General features: G+C 47.8%; 18 protein-coding genes. 8 read left to right on the top strand and 10 right to left on the bottom strand.

Annotated features, from left to right (window positions below; translation table 11 throughout):
• Positions 1-110 precede the first annotated feature (110 nt).
• From QUA77_RS05100 to rfaE2, 4 genes are all read right to left on the bottom strand, one after another.
• Positions 111-509, bottom strand: a complete 399-nt coding sequence (locus tag QUA77_RS05100; protein ID WP_333040032.1) for an anti-sigma regulatory factor — start codon at positions 507-509, stop codon at positions 111-113.
• 264 nt (positions 510-773) lie between these two features.
• Positions 774-1,154 carry an STAS domain-containing protein gene (locus tag QUA77_RS05095; protein ID WP_333040030.1) on the bottom strand — a complete coding sequence of 127 codons (381 nt, stop codon included), beginning with the start codon at positions 1,152-1,154 and terminating at the stop codon, positions 774-776.
• 57 nt (positions 1,155-1,211) lie between these two features.
• Positions 1,212-2,081 carry an STAS domain-containing protein gene (locus QUA77_RS05090; RefSeq protein WP_333040028.1) on the bottom strand — a complete coding sequence of 290 codons (870 nt, stop codon included), beginning with the start codon at positions 2,079-2,081 and terminating at the stop codon, positions 1,212-1,214.
• A gap of 141 nt (positions 2,082-2,222) precedes the next feature.
• Entirely contained in the window at positions 2,223-2,726 is a 504-nt protein-coding gene (gene rfaE2, locus QUA77_RS05085; RefSeq protein ID WP_333449453.1) for a D-glycero-beta-D-manno-heptose 1-phosphate adenylyltransferase, read from the bottom strand.
• 471 nt (positions 2,727-3,197) lie between these two features.
• Here rfaE2 and QUA77_RS05080 point away from each other — a divergent pair, with 471 nt between their 5' ends.
• The 3 genes from QUA77_RS05080 (at position 3,198) to QUA77_RS05070 (ending at position 5,345) form a co-directional block, all read left to right on the top strand.
• On the top strand, positions 3,198-3,338 hold the full coding sequence (locus tag QUA77_RS05080) for a hypothetical protein (protein WP_333040024.1): 141 nt from the start codon (positions 3,198-3,200) through the stop codon (positions 3,336-3,338).
• A gap of 172 nt (positions 3,339-3,510) precedes the next feature.
• A complete protein-coding gene (gene hpsJ-B, locus QUA77_RS05075; RefSeq protein ID WP_333040022.1) occupies positions 3,511-4,341 on the top strand; it encodes a hormogonium polysaccharide biosynthesis protein HpsJ in 831 nt (276 codons plus the stop codon).
• An 86-nt stretch (positions 4,342-4,427) separates the two neighbouring features.
• Entirely contained in the window at positions 4,428-5,345 is a 918-nt protein-coding gene (locus QUA77_RS05070; protein WP_333040020.1) for a glycosyltransferase family 2 protein, read from the top strand.
• Between the two features lie 489 nt (positions 5,346-5,834).
• On the opposite strand, the gene glgB is transcribed toward QUA77_RS05070, so the two are convergent.
• The 4 genes from glgB to QUA77_RS05050 form a co-directional block, all read right to left on the bottom strand.
• Positions 5,835-8,129 (bottom strand): 1,4-alpha-glucan branching enzyme, encoded by a 2,295-nt coding sequence (gene glgB / locus QUA77_RS05065; protein WP_333182878.1) that lies wholly within the window; start codon positions 8,127-8,129, stop codon positions 5,835-5,837.
• 358 nt (positions 8,130-8,487) lie between these two features.
• Positions 8,488-8,664 (bottom strand): hypothetical protein, encoded by a 177-nt coding sequence (locus QUA77_RS05060; RefSeq protein ID WP_333040016.1) that lies wholly within the window; start codon positions 8,662-8,664, stop codon positions 8,488-8,490.
• 114 nt (positions 8,665-8,778) lie between these two features.
• Entirely contained in the window at positions 8,779-9,000 is a 222-nt protein-coding gene (locus tag QUA77_RS05055; protein WP_333063005.1) for a hypothetical protein, read from the bottom strand.
• A 332-nt stretch (positions 9,001-9,332) separates the two neighbouring features.
• The gene (locus QUA77_RS05050) at positions 9,333-9,542 is read right to left on the bottom strand and encodes a serine protease (RefSeq protein WP_333040014.1); all 210 of its coding nucleotides are present in this window, start codon (positions 9,540-9,542) and stop codon (positions 9,333-9,335) included.
• Positions 9,543-9,879: 337 nt separating this feature from the next.
• On the opposite strand from QUA77_RS05050, the gene QUA77_RS05045 reads away from it, so the two are divergent.
• Together QUA77_RS05045 and QUA77_RS05040 are read left to right on the top strand one after the other, a co-directional pair.
• Positions 9,880-10,455, top strand: coding sequence for a hypothetical protein (locus QUA77_RS05045; RefSeq protein WP_333040013.1), 576 nt, complete (start codon positions 9,880-9,882; stop codon positions 10,453-10,455).
• Positions 10,456-10,749: 294 nt separating this feature from the next.
• On the top strand, positions 10,750-12,651 hold the full coding sequence (locus tag QUA77_RS05040) for a penicillin-binding protein 2 (RefSeq protein ID WP_333040011.1): 1,902 nt from the start codon (positions 10,750-10,752) through the stop codon (positions 12,649-12,651).
• Positions 12,652-12,845: 194 nt separating this feature from the next.
• Here QUA77_RS05040 and QUA77_RS05035 read toward each other — a convergent pair whose 3' ends face one another.
• Together QUA77_RS05035 and QUA77_RS05030 are read right to left on the bottom strand one after the other, a co-directional pair.
• Positions 12,846-13,463 carry a prepilin-type N-terminal cleavage/methylation domain-containing protein gene (locus QUA77_RS05035; protein ID WP_333040009.1) on the bottom strand — a complete coding sequence of 206 codons (618 nt, stop codon included), beginning with the start codon at positions 13,461-13,463 and terminating at the stop codon, positions 12,846-12,848.
• 179 nt (positions 13,464-13,642) lie between these two features.
• Complete coding sequence (locus QUA77_RS05030) at positions 13,643-13,771, bottom strand: hypothetical protein (protein WP_333449452.1); 129 nt, start codon at positions 13,769-13,771, stop codon at positions 13,643-13,645.
• Positions 13,772-14,002: 231 nt separating this feature from the next.
• On the opposite strand from QUA77_RS05030, the gene QUA77_RS05025 reads away from it, so the two are divergent.
• From QUA77_RS05025 to QUA77_RS05015, 3 genes are all read left to right on the top strand, one after another.
• Positions 14,003-14,140 carry a precorrin-6A/cobalt-precorrin-6A reductase gene (locus QUA77_RS05025; RefSeq protein ID WP_333449451.1) on the top strand — a complete coding sequence of 46 codons (138 nt, stop codon included), beginning with the start codon at positions 14,003-14,005 and terminating at the stop codon, positions 14,138-14,140.
• 250 nt (positions 14,141-14,390) lie between these two features.
• On the top strand, positions 14,391-15,170 hold the full coding sequence (locus QUA77_RS05020; protein ID WP_333040006.1) for a calcium-binding protein: 780 nt from the start codon (positions 14,391-14,393) through the stop codon (positions 15,168-15,170).
• 263 nt (positions 15,171-15,433) lie between these two features.
• Complete coding sequence (locus QUA77_RS05015; protein WP_333449455.1) at positions 15,434-16,744, top strand: IS4 family transposase; 1,311 nt, start codon at positions 15,434-15,436, stop codon at positions 16,742-16,744.
• Positions 16,745-16,776 lie beyond the last annotated feature (32 nt).

Here is a 16,776-nt window from a genome sequence, read left to right as displayed (position 1 = left end):
ATAGCTGGTATTTATAATTATGAACTTTCTTTGAAGACAAATTAGCCATCGCCTGAGACTTTCGCAAGAGGTCTAATCTAAAATCTCAACTCTCAAATCGTATTACTTCTTCAGCGCCAGCGGACGATCGCAATTTTAGTCCCCTTACCCACTTTGGAAACAATCTCAAATTCGTGCATCAACCGCTTGGAACCACTCAGCCCCAAACCCAAACCGTGATTAGAAGTATAACCGTCGGTCAGTGCTAATTCGATGTCTGGAATTCCCGGGCCCTTGTCTTCAAATATCAGCCTCAGCCCTTTGCGGGTTCCTAATTGCAGCGTTTCGAGAGTTACAGTTCCCCCTTTGCCGTAGTCTACAGTATTGCGGGCGAGTTCGCTGGCTGCGGTAACGATTTTCGTTTGGTCTAATAAACCGAATCCCATTGCTACAGCCCAAGCTCGCACTTGCTGCCGGACGTGGACTATATCGGATGACGATCGGATTTCTAGTGTCTCACGTTTTGACATGGCGGCTACTGTACCAAAATAGAACTTCTCCACAAAATATAGGACTTACGCTCGTCAACTTAGTTTCTCCTAATAGGACTTACGCACTTACTACGATTTTCTCTCAATAGAGAACATAGTGAAGCCATCTCAAACCCTTGATTTAACCCCCTTGAGTGCGTAAGCCCTGTCCTCAGAAATCTTTAGTTTGTCAACAAGGTATCTACAAACAAACTAGGTTGCTTGACTGCCTGTGCCTCATTCAGGGGACAATTAATCGACTGCTTACGCTTCTTGCTCGTCAGGAGAGAAACCCAAGGATTTTCTTAACAAAATCATGCCTTTTTCAACGCTTAAAGCTGTGCGAACGCCTGTCAGGGAAAGCCCCAATTCAACGAGGGTAATAGCAACCGCTGGCTGCATCCCGACCACAACTGTTTCCGCATCTAAAATTCGCGACATACTAGCGATATTGTTGATAATGCGACCGATAAAGGAATCTACTATTTCTAGGGAAGAAATTTCAATTAACACACCTTTAACGCCTGTTTTGACTATGCGGTTCGTCAGGTCATCTTGCAGGGTCATTGCTAAGCGATCGTGCATATCTACTTGAATTGTTACTAGCAGAAATTCTCCCATTTGAAGTATCGGTATTCGTTCCACCAATTCACCTACTCGTTAATTTTTACTTGAGTTTTTTCGGTCAAATATGTAATATCTTTATCTTTCCTCTTTAAGATTTTTTATGGTTAAACCTTGGCGCTGTAACGCAACTTTAAAAGCATCCGCTAAAGTAGCTTTTGTGAGAATATCCTGCAAGTCAACTCCCAAATGAACTATGGTTTGAGCTATTTGCGGGCGAATGCCGCTGATGATGCACTCAGTACCCATTAAACGGGCGGCGGCGACAGTTTTTAATAAATGTTGAGCAACTAAAGTGTCAACAGTCGGCACACCTGTAATGTCTAAAATTGCAAATTCTGAGCCTGTTTCCATGATTTCCTGCAACAGAGTTTCCATGACTATTTGAGTGCGGGCACTGTCGAGAGTCCCGATCATGGGTAAAGCGAGAATGCCTTGCCAAAGTTTGACTACGGGTGTTGACAATTCGAGCATTTCTTGCTGCTGGCGTTCAATGACTTCTTCGCGAGCTTTGAGAAAAATTTCTGTCACCCAAAGGCCAAGCTGGTCTAATAAACTGGTGGAAAGCCAAAGTTGTTCGACAAGTGCGTCGCGGTTTTCTGTCAGTTCGTGACAAAGCCGATCGAACAATGGCTTTTTGAAGCATAAAATGAAACTCGCTATCTCTGAGGGAGTAAAGCCTCTCTGAACGCGCGATCGTGAAACTTCTGCTAGCAGCACCCGCATATTTTCCCATTCGGGTGTCTGGATGTCGCTAAAGTTACCGTTCCCGACTGCAATATGGAGCAATTGCAGGAACTCTTGACACTCGGAGCGCAATTCTTTGGCTCTCATCAAGTCGTCCCGCCGCAGCCCGGTATTTTGCAGTTCTTTGAGCCAGTCTGCTAGTAACTCTGCTTTGTGTCTTTGTAGGATTTCCGCGATCGTGTTATTGCTTGTGAGTTCCATTAAAATTATCTCCTGCTTAGCAATTGGGATGAAGTTGTACGAGCGATTCCCTACGGGATAGCTTCGCCGCGCGTACCAAGCGTGTTTTTTGATGGGGCAACTTCTGAGTTTAGCTCACTGTTTGCTGTTTGCGATCAAGGGTTAAGTACCTAATTGTAAAATGCGTTTGACGATCGCACTGGTAGAACTCGGAACTTCTATTTCGATCAAGGAAATCTTGCCACCTCCGGCGATAACGGCCGGTGCTTCCGGCAGAGTTTCGACTTGATAGTCGCCTCCTTTAACGTATATATCAGGCTTCAGGATATTTATCAGTTTAGTTGCTGTAATCTCGGAAAAAATTACTACGGCGTCTACTGGTTTGAGAGCGGCTAACACTTCGGCTCGCTGATTTTCCGATACGATCGGGCGGGCTGGCAATCCCGGCTGCTGCGGTTTGATAGCTTGCACGCTGGCGTCGCTATTCAATCCCACCACGAGCGATCGCCCCAAATTTTTTGCCGCCTGCAAATAGCGGACGTGGCCGCAGTGCAGGATATCGAAGCAGCCGTTAGTAAACACGATCGGACGCCACTTGTCCGGATCGGATGCGATCGATCTTTCAAGTTCTCTCAAAGTGTAAACATCAGAAATCATTGCAGTCATTACCACCCAATTTAAACAGCGATCAAAATTATCCTACCAAAAAATGTGATGTTTGCACTTTCGATATTAAAAAATCAACATTCAATATCCTACTCATTAATATTTATCTATAACTAAATATTAATAACTAAATGGTAACTTTTAAGCCAGAATGGATAAGGAAAAACTACCGAGGGCGAAGCAGATATGCAAAACATAATTCCTCCGTCACAAACAGGTACTCGTCTATCGGTGACTGCCGTATCCTGCTGTTGGTAACTGGAGGTTAAAAAGGTTGGTAAACAATTATTTATTCCCGCCCTCTCTTATATCAATTACTATAAGACAAGGGATTTAGTTCCACCGCCTCGGGCAGGCGATCGGGTAGTGAGAACCCTAGGGGGTGAAACCCAGCGAAACGCGCTCCTCCTGTGTCTATTATTTCTGACACCGCCGCGCGAGCGAAAGCTAGTTAAAAGCTGGAACCTAAGCGTGCAGAGCTCATCTTTACGCTGGATTCGCCAGACTATAGAAGAAGCCAGCAGTTGCTTGCAGCAGTTTCTGGGCGCTATCTTGACCAAGCCTTACAGCCATCCCAGAAGCGCGCAGCCTCCTGTGTCCAACTCTATATAGCTGTGCAGAAACTCGACCTTTTGGGTCGCAACCGCAGCTTGTGAAAACCCAGAGGAAAGTCGAGGTCGGTACCCGAAGCAGCTATTTTGGTGGAAAATAGCTTAACTCCTTGAACAAAATCCACTCAACTACCCCATTGAATCTAACGGTGTAGAATTATCTAACACGAATTATGAAAGCAAGTAATAGCCGTCAATTTTCTTCAGTAGCTGCTCGAACTCTAAAAGTAGTTGGGATTATCTTGATTCTCTCTGCTTTGCTTGACTGCATTGTTCTGTCGCTGCCGGGAGAAACTTCAGACCTTCTCAATCGAGGCTGGCAGTTGACTGCTGCAACTCAGATAGTTGACAAGGGCATTATTCCTTTGATCGGTATCGCCCTCCTGATGACTGGTTTTTGGGTTGACAGCAGCAGTGGAGTCTCTATTGAGCGACGCAACGTTTGGCTGGACTTGCGATTCTGGGCGCTGTTGATTTCCAGCTTGTTAGGTCTAGTTTACCTATCTCTGGTTCCCGTTCACCTCAACAATACTCGTTTGGAACTCAAGGATGCTCTGGCTCAAGTCGATCAAGAAGCGGGACAAGCGGAAGGTCAACTTGAGGCACAACTTAAAAGCCCTCAATTTAAAGCTCAGGTAGAACAGCTCAAAAGCCAGCGTCGCAGCCAGATAGGGGCGCTGCTGGAAGACGACGGGAAGCTGCAACAAGCACTCAAGAGTCCAGAGGTTCCCAAGGAATTGAAAGCTGTGCTTCAGGAGTCGAAAAATGACCCGAAAGCCCTCGACAAGTTCCTGGAACAGCAAGCTCAATCACTTCCCACTCAAGCTCGTAATGAGATTCGCACCCGCAAGCAACAAAAAGAGAAAGAGTTAAGAACTCGATCGAGAAATTCGAGTTTGCAGACGGGAATCACGAGTTTGCTTTTAGCGATCGGCTACATTACTGTTGGTTGGACGGGATTGAGAAGCATGGGAATTCTGCGGTTCGGCCGCCGCAAAAATTGACCAGCGCTGGCAGGGATAGCGCTGGTCGAGACATCCCTGAGAAATAGTTTGTTTACCCAATAGTTTGCCCTTACTGAAAGCTGGGAATGTTCTCAATTTATATTCTGACTTACAACGAAGAGATTGATATCGCCGCTTGCATTGAATCGGCGCTGCTTTGTGACGATATCATTGTAGTTGATTCTTTCAGCACCGATCGCACCCTTGAGATTGTTCAGAACTATGCCGTGCAAACAGTGCAGCACCGCTTTGAAACTCACGGACGCCAGCGGACTTGGATGCTCCAAGAAGTCCCGTGCAAGTACGAATGGGTTTATATCCTCGAAGCAGACGAGCGGATGACGCCTGCACTGTTTGCTGAATGCTTAAAGGCGATCGAAAGTCAAGAATATATCGGCTATTACGTAGCTGAAAAAGTAATATTTATGGAGCGCTGGATTCGCCGCAGCACTCAATATCCCCGCTATCAAATGCGTCTCTTTCGCAAAGATCGAGTGTGGTTTACTGACTACGGTCACACGGAACGGGAAGTCTGCAACGGGCCTACTCACTTTTTGAAGGAAACTTACCCTCACTATACTTGCAGCAAAGGTCTTTCCCGCTGGATTGAAAAGCACAACCGCTACTCGACTGACGAGGCGGCTGAAACTCTCCGTCAATTAGAAGCGGGTCAAGTAAATTGGTGGGATTTATTGTTTGGCGCGTCGGAGGTGGAAAGGCGCCGCGCTTTGAAAGATTTTTCTTTGCGCTTGCCTTTGCGGCCTGTGGTGCGCTTTTTCTATATGTATATTTTACTGGGCGGATTTCTTGACGGCCAAGCGGGATTGGCTTGGTGCACGCTGCAAGCTTTTTATGAATATCTAATTTTGCTGAAAGTTTGGGAAATGAAGCATCTACCACTGCCAACTTTAGAGGTAGCAGCCGAACAATCTATTTCGGAAGTAGTAACAGTTGAACCGTCTAAAGTTTCTTATAATCTTGGGGCTTCCGATACTCGGAATTAAAAATGGGGCATTAAAAATTGGGCATCAAAAATTGGCATTGGTAATTAATACCACTTAAAAAAGAACATGATTTACGCACTTCCCTGGATGACAACCCCCTCAGAACATAGATATAATCAAGAACATAGCCATGATACACATTAGAAAAAATGGTAGTTTATTGCGCCTAATTATCATTGATTCGGCTTGGCACAATTGGAGGATGATTCTTGTGGGGAGTATGGGTTAAGCGTCCCGCCTGCTGTGAAAATACACGCCTTCGGGAGCATGGGCAAACCTACAAAAAAATCAAAATCGTCCCCCTATTATGCAACGCTCCGCCATCAGTAGGTCTTTTGACGGGTTGATAACCCCGTCCAGATATTCATCACAACAAGAAAACAAAAAAAACCCGATTTCTTGGAGAAACCGGGTTTCTGAATACCCTCAAATTTTTAGGTTTAATCAAGTTTTGATTCTTCTTAACTCAAAACTCTCACGACTCACAATTTAAAACTCTTGAGATTTTGCTGTTGTTTTTGCCCGATCGAGCTTTAAAATCAACACACCCAAAGGCGGCAAACACAAGTCGATCGAATAAGCACTGTTGTGGAACCACCACTCCTCAGTCCATTTGCCCCCCAAATTCCCCATATTGCTGCCGCCGTATTCCCGCGCGTCGCTGTTAAACAACTCCGTATAGAAACCTGGTTCCGGAACTCCTACGCGATAGTGAGAGTGCGGCTGGGGCGTAAAATTGCACACCGTCACCACAAACTCGTCCCCATCCTTCTCTCGGCGCACAAATGCCACGACACTGTGTCGGTTGTCGCTGCAATCAATCCACTCAAACCCATCCTCAGCAAAATCTTGACTGTAAAGTGCCCTTTCGCTGCGGTACAAATTGTTCAAATCTTTAAAAAACAGCTTCAACTTTTGGTGCGGCTCGAATTGCAGCAACTGCCACTGCAAATCTCCCCAAACGTTCCACTCGTGCCACTGGCCGAACTCCATGCCCATAAAGATCGTTTTCTTTCCGGGATGAGTAAACATAAAAGTAAACAAACACCGCACGTTTGCAAACTTTTGCCATTCGTCCCCTGGCATTTTCCCGATGATGTGAGCCTTGCCGTGCACTACTTCATCGTGGGACAAAGCCAGCATGAAATTCTCGCTGTGGTTGTACCACATACTGAAAGTTATGTTGTTCTGGTGGAACTGGCGGAACCACGGGTCCATGTGGTAATAGTCGAGCATATCGTGCATCCAACCCATGTTCCACTTCAGGTTGAAGCCCAAACCCCCTACATACGTCGGCCAAGATACCATCGGCCAAGAGGTAGATTCTTCGGCGATCGACAGCACCCCTGGGAAATAGCTAAAAATGACGTGATTCGCCTGTCGCAGAAAATCGGCCGCCTCGATATTTTCCCGACCCCCGTACTGGTTGGTCAGCCATTCTCCAGGTTCGCGGCAGTAATCCAAATAAAGCATCGAGGCTACGGCATCTACGCGAATCCCGTCGATGTGGTACTTGTCAAACCAGAACAGAGCGTTTGATACTAGGAAATTCCGCACTTCGTTGCGGCCGTAGTTAAAGACTAGGGTTCCCCACTCTTTGTGTTCGCCCTTGCGGGAGTCGGCGTGTTCGTACAAGTGAGTTCCATCAAAGAAAGCCAAGCCGTGGCCGTCTTTGGGGAAATGTCCCGGTACCCAGTCCACGAGTACGCCAATCCCGTTGGCGTGGCACTGGTCAACAAAATACATGAAATCTTCAGGTTTGCCGTAGCGGGAAGTTGGGGCGAAATACCCGGTGACTTGATAGCCCCAAGAACCGTCGAAAGGATGTTCCGCGATGGGCAGCATTTCGATGTGAGTGAATCCCAAATCTTTGACGTAGGGTATCAGCCGATCGGCTAATTCCCGGTAAGTCAGAAAGCGCGCCCCGGGATTGAGTTCCGAAACCTGCACGGGGGGTTCTATTTCCCCATTTGGTAGGACGGCGGGTTCGTCAGTAGCGGCGTGCAGCCAAGAACCGATGTGGCATTCGTAAACCGAAACCGGCTGCGTCAGTTGGTCCGTGTGCCGCCGCTTTTCCATCCAAGCGCTGTCGTTCCAAGTGTAGGTGTCTAAGTCCGTGACAATTGATGCTGTTTTCGGCCGCACTTCTTGCTGGAAACCATAAGGATCGGACTTTTCGTAGGGATGTCCGTCTTGGTTTTTCACTTCGTATTTGTAGGAAGTTCCCACGGATAGTCCCGGAATAAATAATTCCCAGATGCCGTTTTGCGATTTCCGCATTTGATGTTTGCGGCCGTCCCAATAGTTGAAATCTCCTAAAACTGATACATTTCGGGCATTCGGGGCCCAAACGGCAAAATATACTCCTGTGATCCCCCCTACCTCGGTGAGGTGCGCCCCGAGTTTTTCATAAATGCGGTGGTGATTGCCTTCTGAGAATAGGTGCTGGTCGAATTCTGTGAGTTTGGGCGATCGAAAGGCGTACGGATCGTAGATGAAGCGCTCGTGTTCCCCTTCTTTGACCCGCAATTGATAGTTTGCTAGTTCTGGGGTGTCGATCGTACATTCAAAAAAGTGAGGGTGATGCTCTGATTTCATCGGGTATTCGGCCCTGGCCTCCGGCAAAACTACGGATACCGCATCCGCATTCGGCAGATAAGCTCGGACGACCCATACTTTTTTGCCATTTTCTTCGATCGCGTGAGGGCCTAGCACTTCAAATGGATCGTGGTGCTGATTCCAAACAATGCGGTCAATCTGTTCAAAGGGGACGGTCGCGGGCATAAAACTACTTACCTCAATCTTTTAACTAAATGGCTTTCAAAACCTAGAGCGGCGCTGCACTTTACATTTCGATACATTTTTGATCGCTGATCCTACCACTGATTAGCATAATTTTGCCTGCAGCAGATCCAGCCGTTCCCTTGCACACACAGCAGGCGGTTGCCTTGCCGGTGGCCTAGCTGGGGTTTTACTGCTAACATCTAAGTATAGAAATATTAAAACAAATTGAAAAATTTATATTTTTTCCAAAATATCCTTGACTTTTTATTAAAATGTGATATACCACTTTTTTAAACTATTGTCGATTTGCCGCTGCCGCAGGGTCCAGCAGAGTAAGTGTTGGGGAGGAGTTAATAGTTTACCTGGAATTTTCAGGCAGGGACGATCGCCCGATCGGTAGAATTTCACCTCCCGGAGGCTGGGTTTCCCCACAAAGTCGGTGAATTTGGGCAATAAGCTCAAACAGCGAAGGATTCTCAACTCGGTATTGAGGAATCCAAGCTAAAGGACTCAGCATGGCGACAGCAGCAAGCAATATCTGCCCTGTTCAAGGCATCGCCTACCAAACTAGCACCATCCTACCAGCGACGGTGCAATAGGTTTAAAGCATCACTCAGGCGCCACTGGAGCGAGTTCTGCCGAGGCAGGGTTAATACCGAACTGGCGCGGCGCCAATTGAATCACTTAACTGACTCAAAACAGACGGGTCGATTTGCTTGCCCGCACCGGCGCGAAACTCGTAGTCAACAAATCGAGTAGCAATGCCGATGCTTTCATCGAGCCAGTCTTCGAGCATCCAAGCCTCAGCTTGCTTTTTTCTCGTCTGTGGGAACAGCGGCGGGGAAGGAAAGCGAGACTCGATCAAGTGCAAAATTTTCGTCGAGTCTGCGAGATCCTCCGGTTAATATTCAGTTGAGGCAGCAGCACTGGCAATTTCCTCAAACATCCTGTCACAGGCTTGAGTTTCAAAACGTGCAGGCCGGGAGTCAAATTTTATAGTTGAAAGGGAATGCTCTTGTAACGCAGCGAATCAGCGGACTTTGCTGCGGTAACGGGACGTACTGAACTTTAGTAGTACAAGCATCAGACAATCACTACCACCCAACTTGAGACCTAGACCGATGAGATGAAAAAATGCGAGGAGCGAACCATTTTTCACCCCGAGGCTAGGCTCGTTGGGCACCGACTCCGGCAGAGCCCTAATTAGGGCTTTTTAGGAGTAGGGGCAGGGCTAGTAGTTGGAGTGGCCTTTGGAGATGCAGAAGAAGCAGGGGGAGTAGTAGTAGTGCCAGTGCTGCCAGGACCGCCCGGAGAGGGGCTAGGGGAGCTGGGGCTGGTGGTATCTCCTCCGCAGGCGCCGAGGGCTACTGCCAAGCCCACTACCAAAGTCAAACGAATTAATCCCTTGTTCATAAAAACTCCTTAACATTGAAAACCCATCGCAAGGAAGGGAATAGTGTACTTGAGAAACAATGCTGGCACGAATAGCTCAACGATTCGCTCGTTGATTACAATACTGCATTTATTCATAAATTTCACATAGATTATCGCTAACCAGCAAAGATTTCTTTTTTTTGGCAAATCCTGAAGTCAAAGAGACCAGTGGTAGGATGGGTTGGTTGGCTTGTGAGGTATCTTTGGTAAGGATAACCGATCGAACGCAGATGGCCACCACTGGCGATCTAGGAGACAAAAAACTCTTAACCTCAATCAAGCTGAAGCTACCCCACTTTACGTATTGGTGAACTCTATGACCGCTGCTATCAGATCCCCGGATTCTCCCCGCTCCAGATCGACCCGCAAGCCCGCTGCTGGCGCAGCCAAAAGCAAAGTTACTTCTATTGCCCGAGCTAGGCGGGCGAAGACAGGACCGGTATTGCCCAACTACTCGCCAGCAGACGAACAGGCTCAGGCTCGATCGTCCTCATCGGTGATCAAAGTCCTGCCCAATCGCCAGCAGCAGCCACTGTGGTTGCGATCGCTCCTGCAGGCACAGCGCGCCTCCTCAGTGGTAGCAGTTATGCTTTTGGGCGGTGCTCTGAGTCTCTACGGCTTGACTGTTTACGGCGAGCAGCGCTGGAGTCAGGAGTATCAAAAACTGGAAACTCTGCGCCTCCGGGAACAGCAATTGAGTGCTTCTAGCGAAGTCTTGAAACACCAACTGGCTAAAGAAGCCCAAAATCCCGAAACCGGTTTGGCTCCGCAGAATCCTGGGGACACGATTTTCTTGCAGCCGGCCCCTGAAACTCGATCGCCCGTCGCGGCACCAAATTCTGAACCCGCTCTCAAGAAGGGAGCCGGTGTGGAAACACCGCTGGGCTATTAAACCTGTGTCAAAGCGGAGAGCGCCCGAGGGCCTGAGTGTCCGAGGGCCTGAGAATTGGAGGCTCTAATTTCCTTTTTGACTTTTTTGCAAGTCGCGATCGATTTTCTGCTTCCAACCGGAAGTTACAGATTAAAAATAATTAAGACCACTTCAAAAAACAGAATCCAACTGTAGGTGTGATGCCAACCCTGATAGGGACTGCTCATTCCCAAGTCGTGAATTTTATCTTTTAAGATTTAAGTTATAAATTATAAATTCTAAAACGCTCTAACTTGCTATTGAATTTTTAATGCCATGAGCTACGACCCCCGTTTTGACCGCTACAGATCGCCGAATTTCAAACGCACAAAACAGGAGGGCGATCGCACTGGGTGGGAAAAACCAGCCAAACCTAAATCTTCGGGCAGTTTCGGCCGATCGCCACAACAGACGGCTGCATCTTGGGGGCGACCGGTGGAGCGTTTAAAGCGCAGCAAGTTCCGTTTGTGGGCCGTGTGGGCGGTGTTGATGCTGGGGGGGCTGGGGCTGGCTGTGAATTTGTTTTATTTGCAGGTGACGCGAGCTCCGGCGCTGCGTAAACAGGCGGAGCAGCAGCAAACTCTCAAAACGAAGCCGTTTGTACCGAGACGCCCGATAATTGACCGCGCAGGAAATGTTTTGGCGATCGACAGACAGGTGTACACACTCTACGCTCACCCGAAGTTGTTTAACCACTCGAAGGCGGAAATTGCTGCTAAATTGGCTCCGATGCTGGCGATCGATCTGAGTCCGGGAACTACGTCGGAAACTGAATTGATACGCAGGTTTAATCTTGCTGAAAGCGGTATTACAATTGCGGAATCTCTGCCTCAAGAGGTTGCCGATCGCGTCGCTCAGATCCAAATTAAAGAGAGTCTGGTCGATGGCTTGGAGTTGCTGCGGCAGCAGCAGCGTTTTTACCCGCAGCAGGAGTTGGCGGCGGATATCCTCGGTTATGTGGACGGGGAACGGAAGGGACAAGCCGGGGTGGAATACAGCCAGCAGAATTTGTTGGAACGATCGATGCCGTCGATTCAGTTTAGCAGGTCGAGCAATGGGAATTGGGTTCCCGATCGGCTGACGGCCGGATTTGTGCAGCTTGATGACTTGAAATTGCAATTGACGATCGACACTCGCTTGCAGCGGGCTGCCCGAACTGCGCTTAAGGAAAAAATGAAGCAACACGATGCGAAGCGGGGCACAGTGATTGTGATGGATGCCCGTAACGGGGAATTGCTGTCAGTTGTAGCGGAACCTTCTTATGACCCGAATCAATATTTTAATTTCGATTTGTCGCGCTATAAAAATTGGGCTGTAACTGATGTTTATGAGCCTGGTTCGACTTTTAAAGCGATTAATGTGGCGATCGCTCTGGAAGCGGGTGCGGTGAAACCTAATACTGTGTTTAAGGACGAAGGTCGAATTTACATGGATGGCTGGACTATCCAAAATTCCGATTACAAATTCGTAGGCGCGCGCGGCCCTTCCACTGTTACTGAGATTTTGAAACATTCTAGCAATGTGGGGATGGTGCACGTAATGAGAAGTATGAAAGCTTCTCTTTACTATCAAGCTTTAGAAAAACTCGGCCTCGGACAAACTGCGGGAACTGATTTGCCTTTTGAAGTAACCAGTCAGCTTAAAAATCGAGAGCAATTTATTAACTCTCCGGTGGAAGTTGCTACTACCGCCTTTGGGCAAGGTTTTTCGATTACTCCGATGCAGTTGGTGCAGCTTAACGGCGCTTTGGCTAACGGTGGCAAGTTGGTGACTCCTCACGTTGTGCGAGGACTTTTTGATAGGGACGGTGAAGCTTATTGGAAGCTTCCGAGGCCGGTTCCTAAGCAGGTTTTTTCGCCGGAAACTACTAAGCAGGTGTTAGAAATGATGGAAACTGTGGTTGATGGTGGTACGGGGAAAGCTGCACAAATTCCTGGGTATCGGATTGCTGGAAAAACGGGTACGGCTCAAAAAGCTAATGCTGGTGGGGGTTATTCTGACAAGGCGATTATTACTAGCTTTGTGGGGATAATGCCTGTGGAGGCTCCTCGGTATGTGGTTTTGGCGGTGATTGATGAGCCGAAGGATGGTTCGGGGGGTACGGTGGCGGCGCCGATTGTGGAGTCGGTGATGGAGGCGCTGATTTCTATTGAGAAGATTGCGCCGAGTAAGAAGTAGTTGATTATATCTGAGATGTTGCGTCAGGAATTGACCTCGAAGATAAGCATCGACAACAAGGCTATTGAGGGCACGGCAATGCCGTTTCCCTACCCCAAAATAATTGAGTGCGCGATCGGATCTAACGATCGACAACAAGGCTATTGAGGCGGCGGTAATGCCGTTTCCCTACTCCAAAATAATTTATCGCTCTGTTAGTAACAATATCTTTTGTCTTGAGCTGTGGGCTGTCTTTTGGAGGTGCGTTTATGTCCTAAAAGAGTGGAGATGATGATGCAGCGTTGGCTGTTTCTTAAGTTGGGATGATATAGTGTTAGGGTTCCTTTGGCTCTTATACTCGTTAGCGTGCAGTCGTGGTCGCTTCGAGATACGGGGCAACCTCTGTGGTTGAACATGACGCGCCGGATTGGGCCGTTTGCTTTTTGCTCGTTGCTTTCATTTACTTGGAGCACTGTTGTTTCATCTGTATCTATTTGAATTTGCGGTTCTAGGTTTTCCCATTGACTGGCTGCTACTTGGCCGGGGGAGATGTCGGCTGGGTGAACTGCTATTTGTACATTTTCTCCTACTTGTTTGAAGCTGGCTTGCCATGAAATTTTGTCGCGTTTTGCGTTGCTGTGGGCAAGTTCCATTGCCCAATAAGCTCGATCGAGCGATAGCTTTAAACGGTGGTTGTTGATAAACATTAGCCAAGAGGGGGCGACGATCGCACTAAATATTCCTATGATTAAAATAATTATCAATAGCTCAATCATTGTAAAACCTGCAGCAGGTGTAGTGGCTCTGCCTTTGAGCGTTTTATTTATTGACACGTAGATGCACTCCCTGATATTTAGCTAGCCTAAAAAACAGCTAGGAGGTGATAATTTTTATTGGGTATATTTTAACTGTTGGGTTTGGTGAGTGTGTAGATCGGTATTTACTGAAAATTTATGCAAATTTAAAAAAGCGGGTAAGAAAACGGCAGTCAGGAAACGGTAGTGCGATTTCCCTACAGCAATTTTGTCGATCGCCCGATCGCACGGATCGGATGTAACGATCGCCGGATTTGTAGGGAAACCGCACTACCGTGCCCTGCTTTCGGGTAATATCGTTTTCCCTGACCAGGCAGGAATTTCAAAGGTGGTACCCGCCACGTGATTTATCCGTGGAATCAATCCCAAATCTCAAATCTCAAATCCTCAAGAAAGAGCATTTATCCGTGGGGTCGTCTCTAAAATCTCAAATCTCAAATCTCAAATCGATTGACGCACCCTACATTAGTGACTATTTGGTTTTTGATGCGGGCGATCGAGCCTCCTGCACTAAATACTCCTCTACCTAACGGTAAATTGTTATTAGCAAGGAGCCTTTGACATTGGAATACGAGCGGCAATTACTATTAAAATACCAGCTTGATATAATTGTTAGTAAAAACAGCGGGGGATCTGCTACTTATGCTAAAGTTGTTGCGGCTAGAAAACTGGGAATTCCGGTGGTGATGGTGTAGCGCCCGCAGATTCCCGAGGTTGAGCAGGTTGCTGATGTGGAAGGAGCGCTTTATTGGCTCATTCAGCAGTTGAGTTCCCTAAAATGAGTGTCACTCAAACAAGCGACTGGTCGAAAAATTTTAAAATAGTTAAAGTAGATATAAGTGATTAAGGGAGAGCGATCGCCCTCTGAGATTTTGCCATCCCACTTCGAGGGAAATTTCGCTCGCACGATTTGCGCTCGCGACTAGCATTGAAGGAACTAAAACAATGGTTATCACTGGAACAGAAGCAGCAGACAGCTTGAAAGGAACCACAGAATATGATGTCATCTACGGCTTAGCAGGGGATGATTCTCTAGTAGGCTTGGGCGGAAACGACTTTCTGTACGGTGGCGAAGATGACGATACACTCTATGGCGGTTTTGGCAACGACCAACTATTTGGTGAAAATGGCGATGACTTCCTCGACGGCGGCTATGGATACGACCAATTAAATGGGGGTAGCGGTAACGACGAACTGCGGGGCGGGTATGCGGATGACATCCTAATTGGAGGTAGCGGAAACGATAAATTAGACGGCGAGTTTGGAGATGATTTTCTCATCGGCGGCACGGAAAATGATTCTCTTTACGGCGGCGATGGAAACGACATCCTAACTGATAGTGGCGTAGGTCGCGATGGCAGCGACTATTTAGACGGCGGTACCGGAAATGACCGAATAATTGCTTACGGTTACGGGGCGGAAATTGATGCAGATACGCTGATTGGCGGGACAGGATTGGATACCTTCGTTCTCGGCGCGCCCGGTCAGGCTTTCTACAATGTTGGCGGCGATGCTGACTACGCATTAATTACTGATTATCTGCCCTTTGCCGACACAATTCAACTGCAAGGAAGTGCGTCTGACTACCTTTTAGATGGCTCTCCGATTCAGGGAATTTCTGGCACTGCTATTTACCGCGAAGAAAATTCAAATTACGAACTAATTGCCGTTTTGCAGGACAGATTTTTAACTCAGAGCGCTCTAGGTTTGTTCACTTATGTCTAGGCGACACTTCTCAAAAATAAGTGCTCGGTGGTAGGCGGAAGAGACTCAGCATCTAACCTAAAACCTAAAACCTAGATAGAGTGCTATCCAGTCCCCCCCTGCTTAAGGGCTGCTGTGTACACACAAGTTGCTCCCTATAATAGAAAAGCCCTGAAAACCCGATTAGATATGAATAGTCCCATCTTGATTCATGCCGAGAACTTTCCTAAAACAGCCTTTGGAGACCAACGGCTGGTAAAAAGGGGGCTTCACTCTATGAGGCAATCAATCAGCATCACTCCATAAACATACGACGGATTAGCCGTAATCGGGCTGAGCAGGTCGGATATTACCGTTTTCTGGAGAATGAGAAGGTGACGATCTCTGAATTGGTGCGTAGTTTGTCAGAGCATTGCCAACAGCAAGTGGAAGCTCGTCATGTCTTGGCTGTCAGCGACAGCAGTGAGATCAACTTGCAAGCCCATGCTGGACGATTGCAGTCCAAACAATTAGGGGTTGTGGGCAACAATCAAGATGTTGGGTTCTTCCTGCACCCAACGTTGGTGTTGGATGCCGAGTCAGGCTTTCCCCTAGGGGTGAGTCATGTCCAAATCTGGAGTCGGGAACCCGCTCATCAGACGAAAGAGGAACGCCGTTACCAGAATTTACCCATCGAAGCCAAAGAGTCTTTCAAATGGCTTGCCGCCGCCGAAAGCTCACAACGCTGTCTCCAAGGTGGCGGTGCTGAGTTGGTCACTCATATTGGAGACCGTGAAAGCGATATTTATGAGGCATGGGCTAGAATCCCGGATGGCTATAACCATCTGTTGGTGAGGGCTTGTCAAGATCGTCGATTGTTTGGGCAATCGGATTCTTTGTATGCAGTCTTGGCTCAGCAACCGGTTGAGGGCACTTATTGTGTTGAAGTTTTGGCGGATGCCAGAATCAAGCGTCAAGCCCGCAGTGCTTGGCTAGCTGTCCGCACCACCTCAGTCCAGATTCAACGACCCAAGAATGTGAGTGCAGCCGACTATCCAGATAGTATTAAACTGTGGGCTGTTGAAGCCAGGGAAGTCAATCCGCCCGCAGGACAAGAACCGATTCACTGGCGACTGTTGACCACCCATCGTGTCGAGTCTATAGAACCAGCCTTAGCAGTGATCCGATGGTATCGTTGGCGCTGGTGGATTGAGCAGCTCTTCGCCACGCTCAAACGGGATGGCTTAGATATTGAATCAACCCAACTCGAATCTGTGGAGTCCATTCAGCGCTTGACCATTCTAGGGCTAGGTGTTGCTGTGCGGACGCTGCAATTAGTGGAAGGTCGAGACCAAGCAGACCTAGATGCAAATCTAGCCTTTACCGTTGAGCAGCAAACCTGCTTGCAACACCTAGAGCCAAATCTAGAAGGCAAGACGAAAAAGCAGCAAAACCCTTACCCTAAAAAGTCCTTACCCTGGTCTACTTGGTTGATTGCTAGGTTGGGGGGATGGTCTGGTTATCAATCCCAGCGTCCTCCCGGAATCGCTACTTTGGTGCAGGGTTTAAGGAAGTTTGAATCTATCTTTTTGGGATGGCAACTAACTCAACCCTGACTTGTGTGTACACAGTAGGCTTAAGGGAGGGA

It is taken from the genome of Microcoleus sp. K5-D4 (assembly GCF_036704575.1).
Taxonomy (GTDB): Bacteria; Cyanobacteriota; Cyanobacteriia; order Cyanobacteriales; family Microcoleaceae; genus Microcoleus.
This window is presented reverse-complemented; position numbering and strand designations above follow the sequence as displayed.

Coding starts and splice junctions, on each gene's coding strand:
- QUA77_RS05100 (WP_333040032.1), bottom strand. CDS start 509: ATGTCAAAACGTGAGACACTAGAAATCCGATCGTCATCCGATATAGTC.
- QUA77_RS05090 (WP_333040028.1), bottom strand. CDS start 2,081: ATGGAACTCACAAGCAATAACACGATCGCGGAAATCCTACAAAGACAC.
- rfaE2 (WP_333449453.1), bottom strand. CDS start 2,726: ATGACTGCAATGATTTCTGATGTTTACACTTTGAGAGAACTTGAAAGA.
- hpsJ-B (WP_333040022.1), top strand. CDS start 3,511: ATGAAAGCAAGTAATAGCCGTCAATTTTCTTCAGTAGCTGCTCGAACT.
- QUA77_RS05070 (WP_333040020.1), top strand. CDS start 4,428: ATGTTCTCAATTTATATTCTGACTTACAACGAAGAGATTGATATCGCC.
- glgB (WP_333182878.1), bottom strand. CDS start 8,129: ATGCCCGCGACCGTCCCCTTTGAACAGATTGACCGCATTGTTTGGAAT.
- QUA77_RS05050 (WP_333040014.1), bottom strand. CDS start 9,542: ATGAACAAGGGATTAATTCGTTTGACTTTGGTAGTGGGCTTGGCAGTA.
- QUA77_RS05045 (WP_333040013.1), top strand. CDS start 9,880: ATGACCGCTGCTATCAGATCCCCGGATTCTCCCCGCTCCAGATCGACC.
- QUA77_RS05040 (WP_333040011.1), top strand. CDS start 10,750: ATGAGCTACGACCCCCGTTTTGACCGCTACAGATCGCCGAATTTCAAA.
- QUA77_RS05020 (WP_333040006.1), top strand. CDS start 14,391: ATGGTTATCACTGGAACAGAAGCAGCAGACAGCTTGAAAGGAACCACA.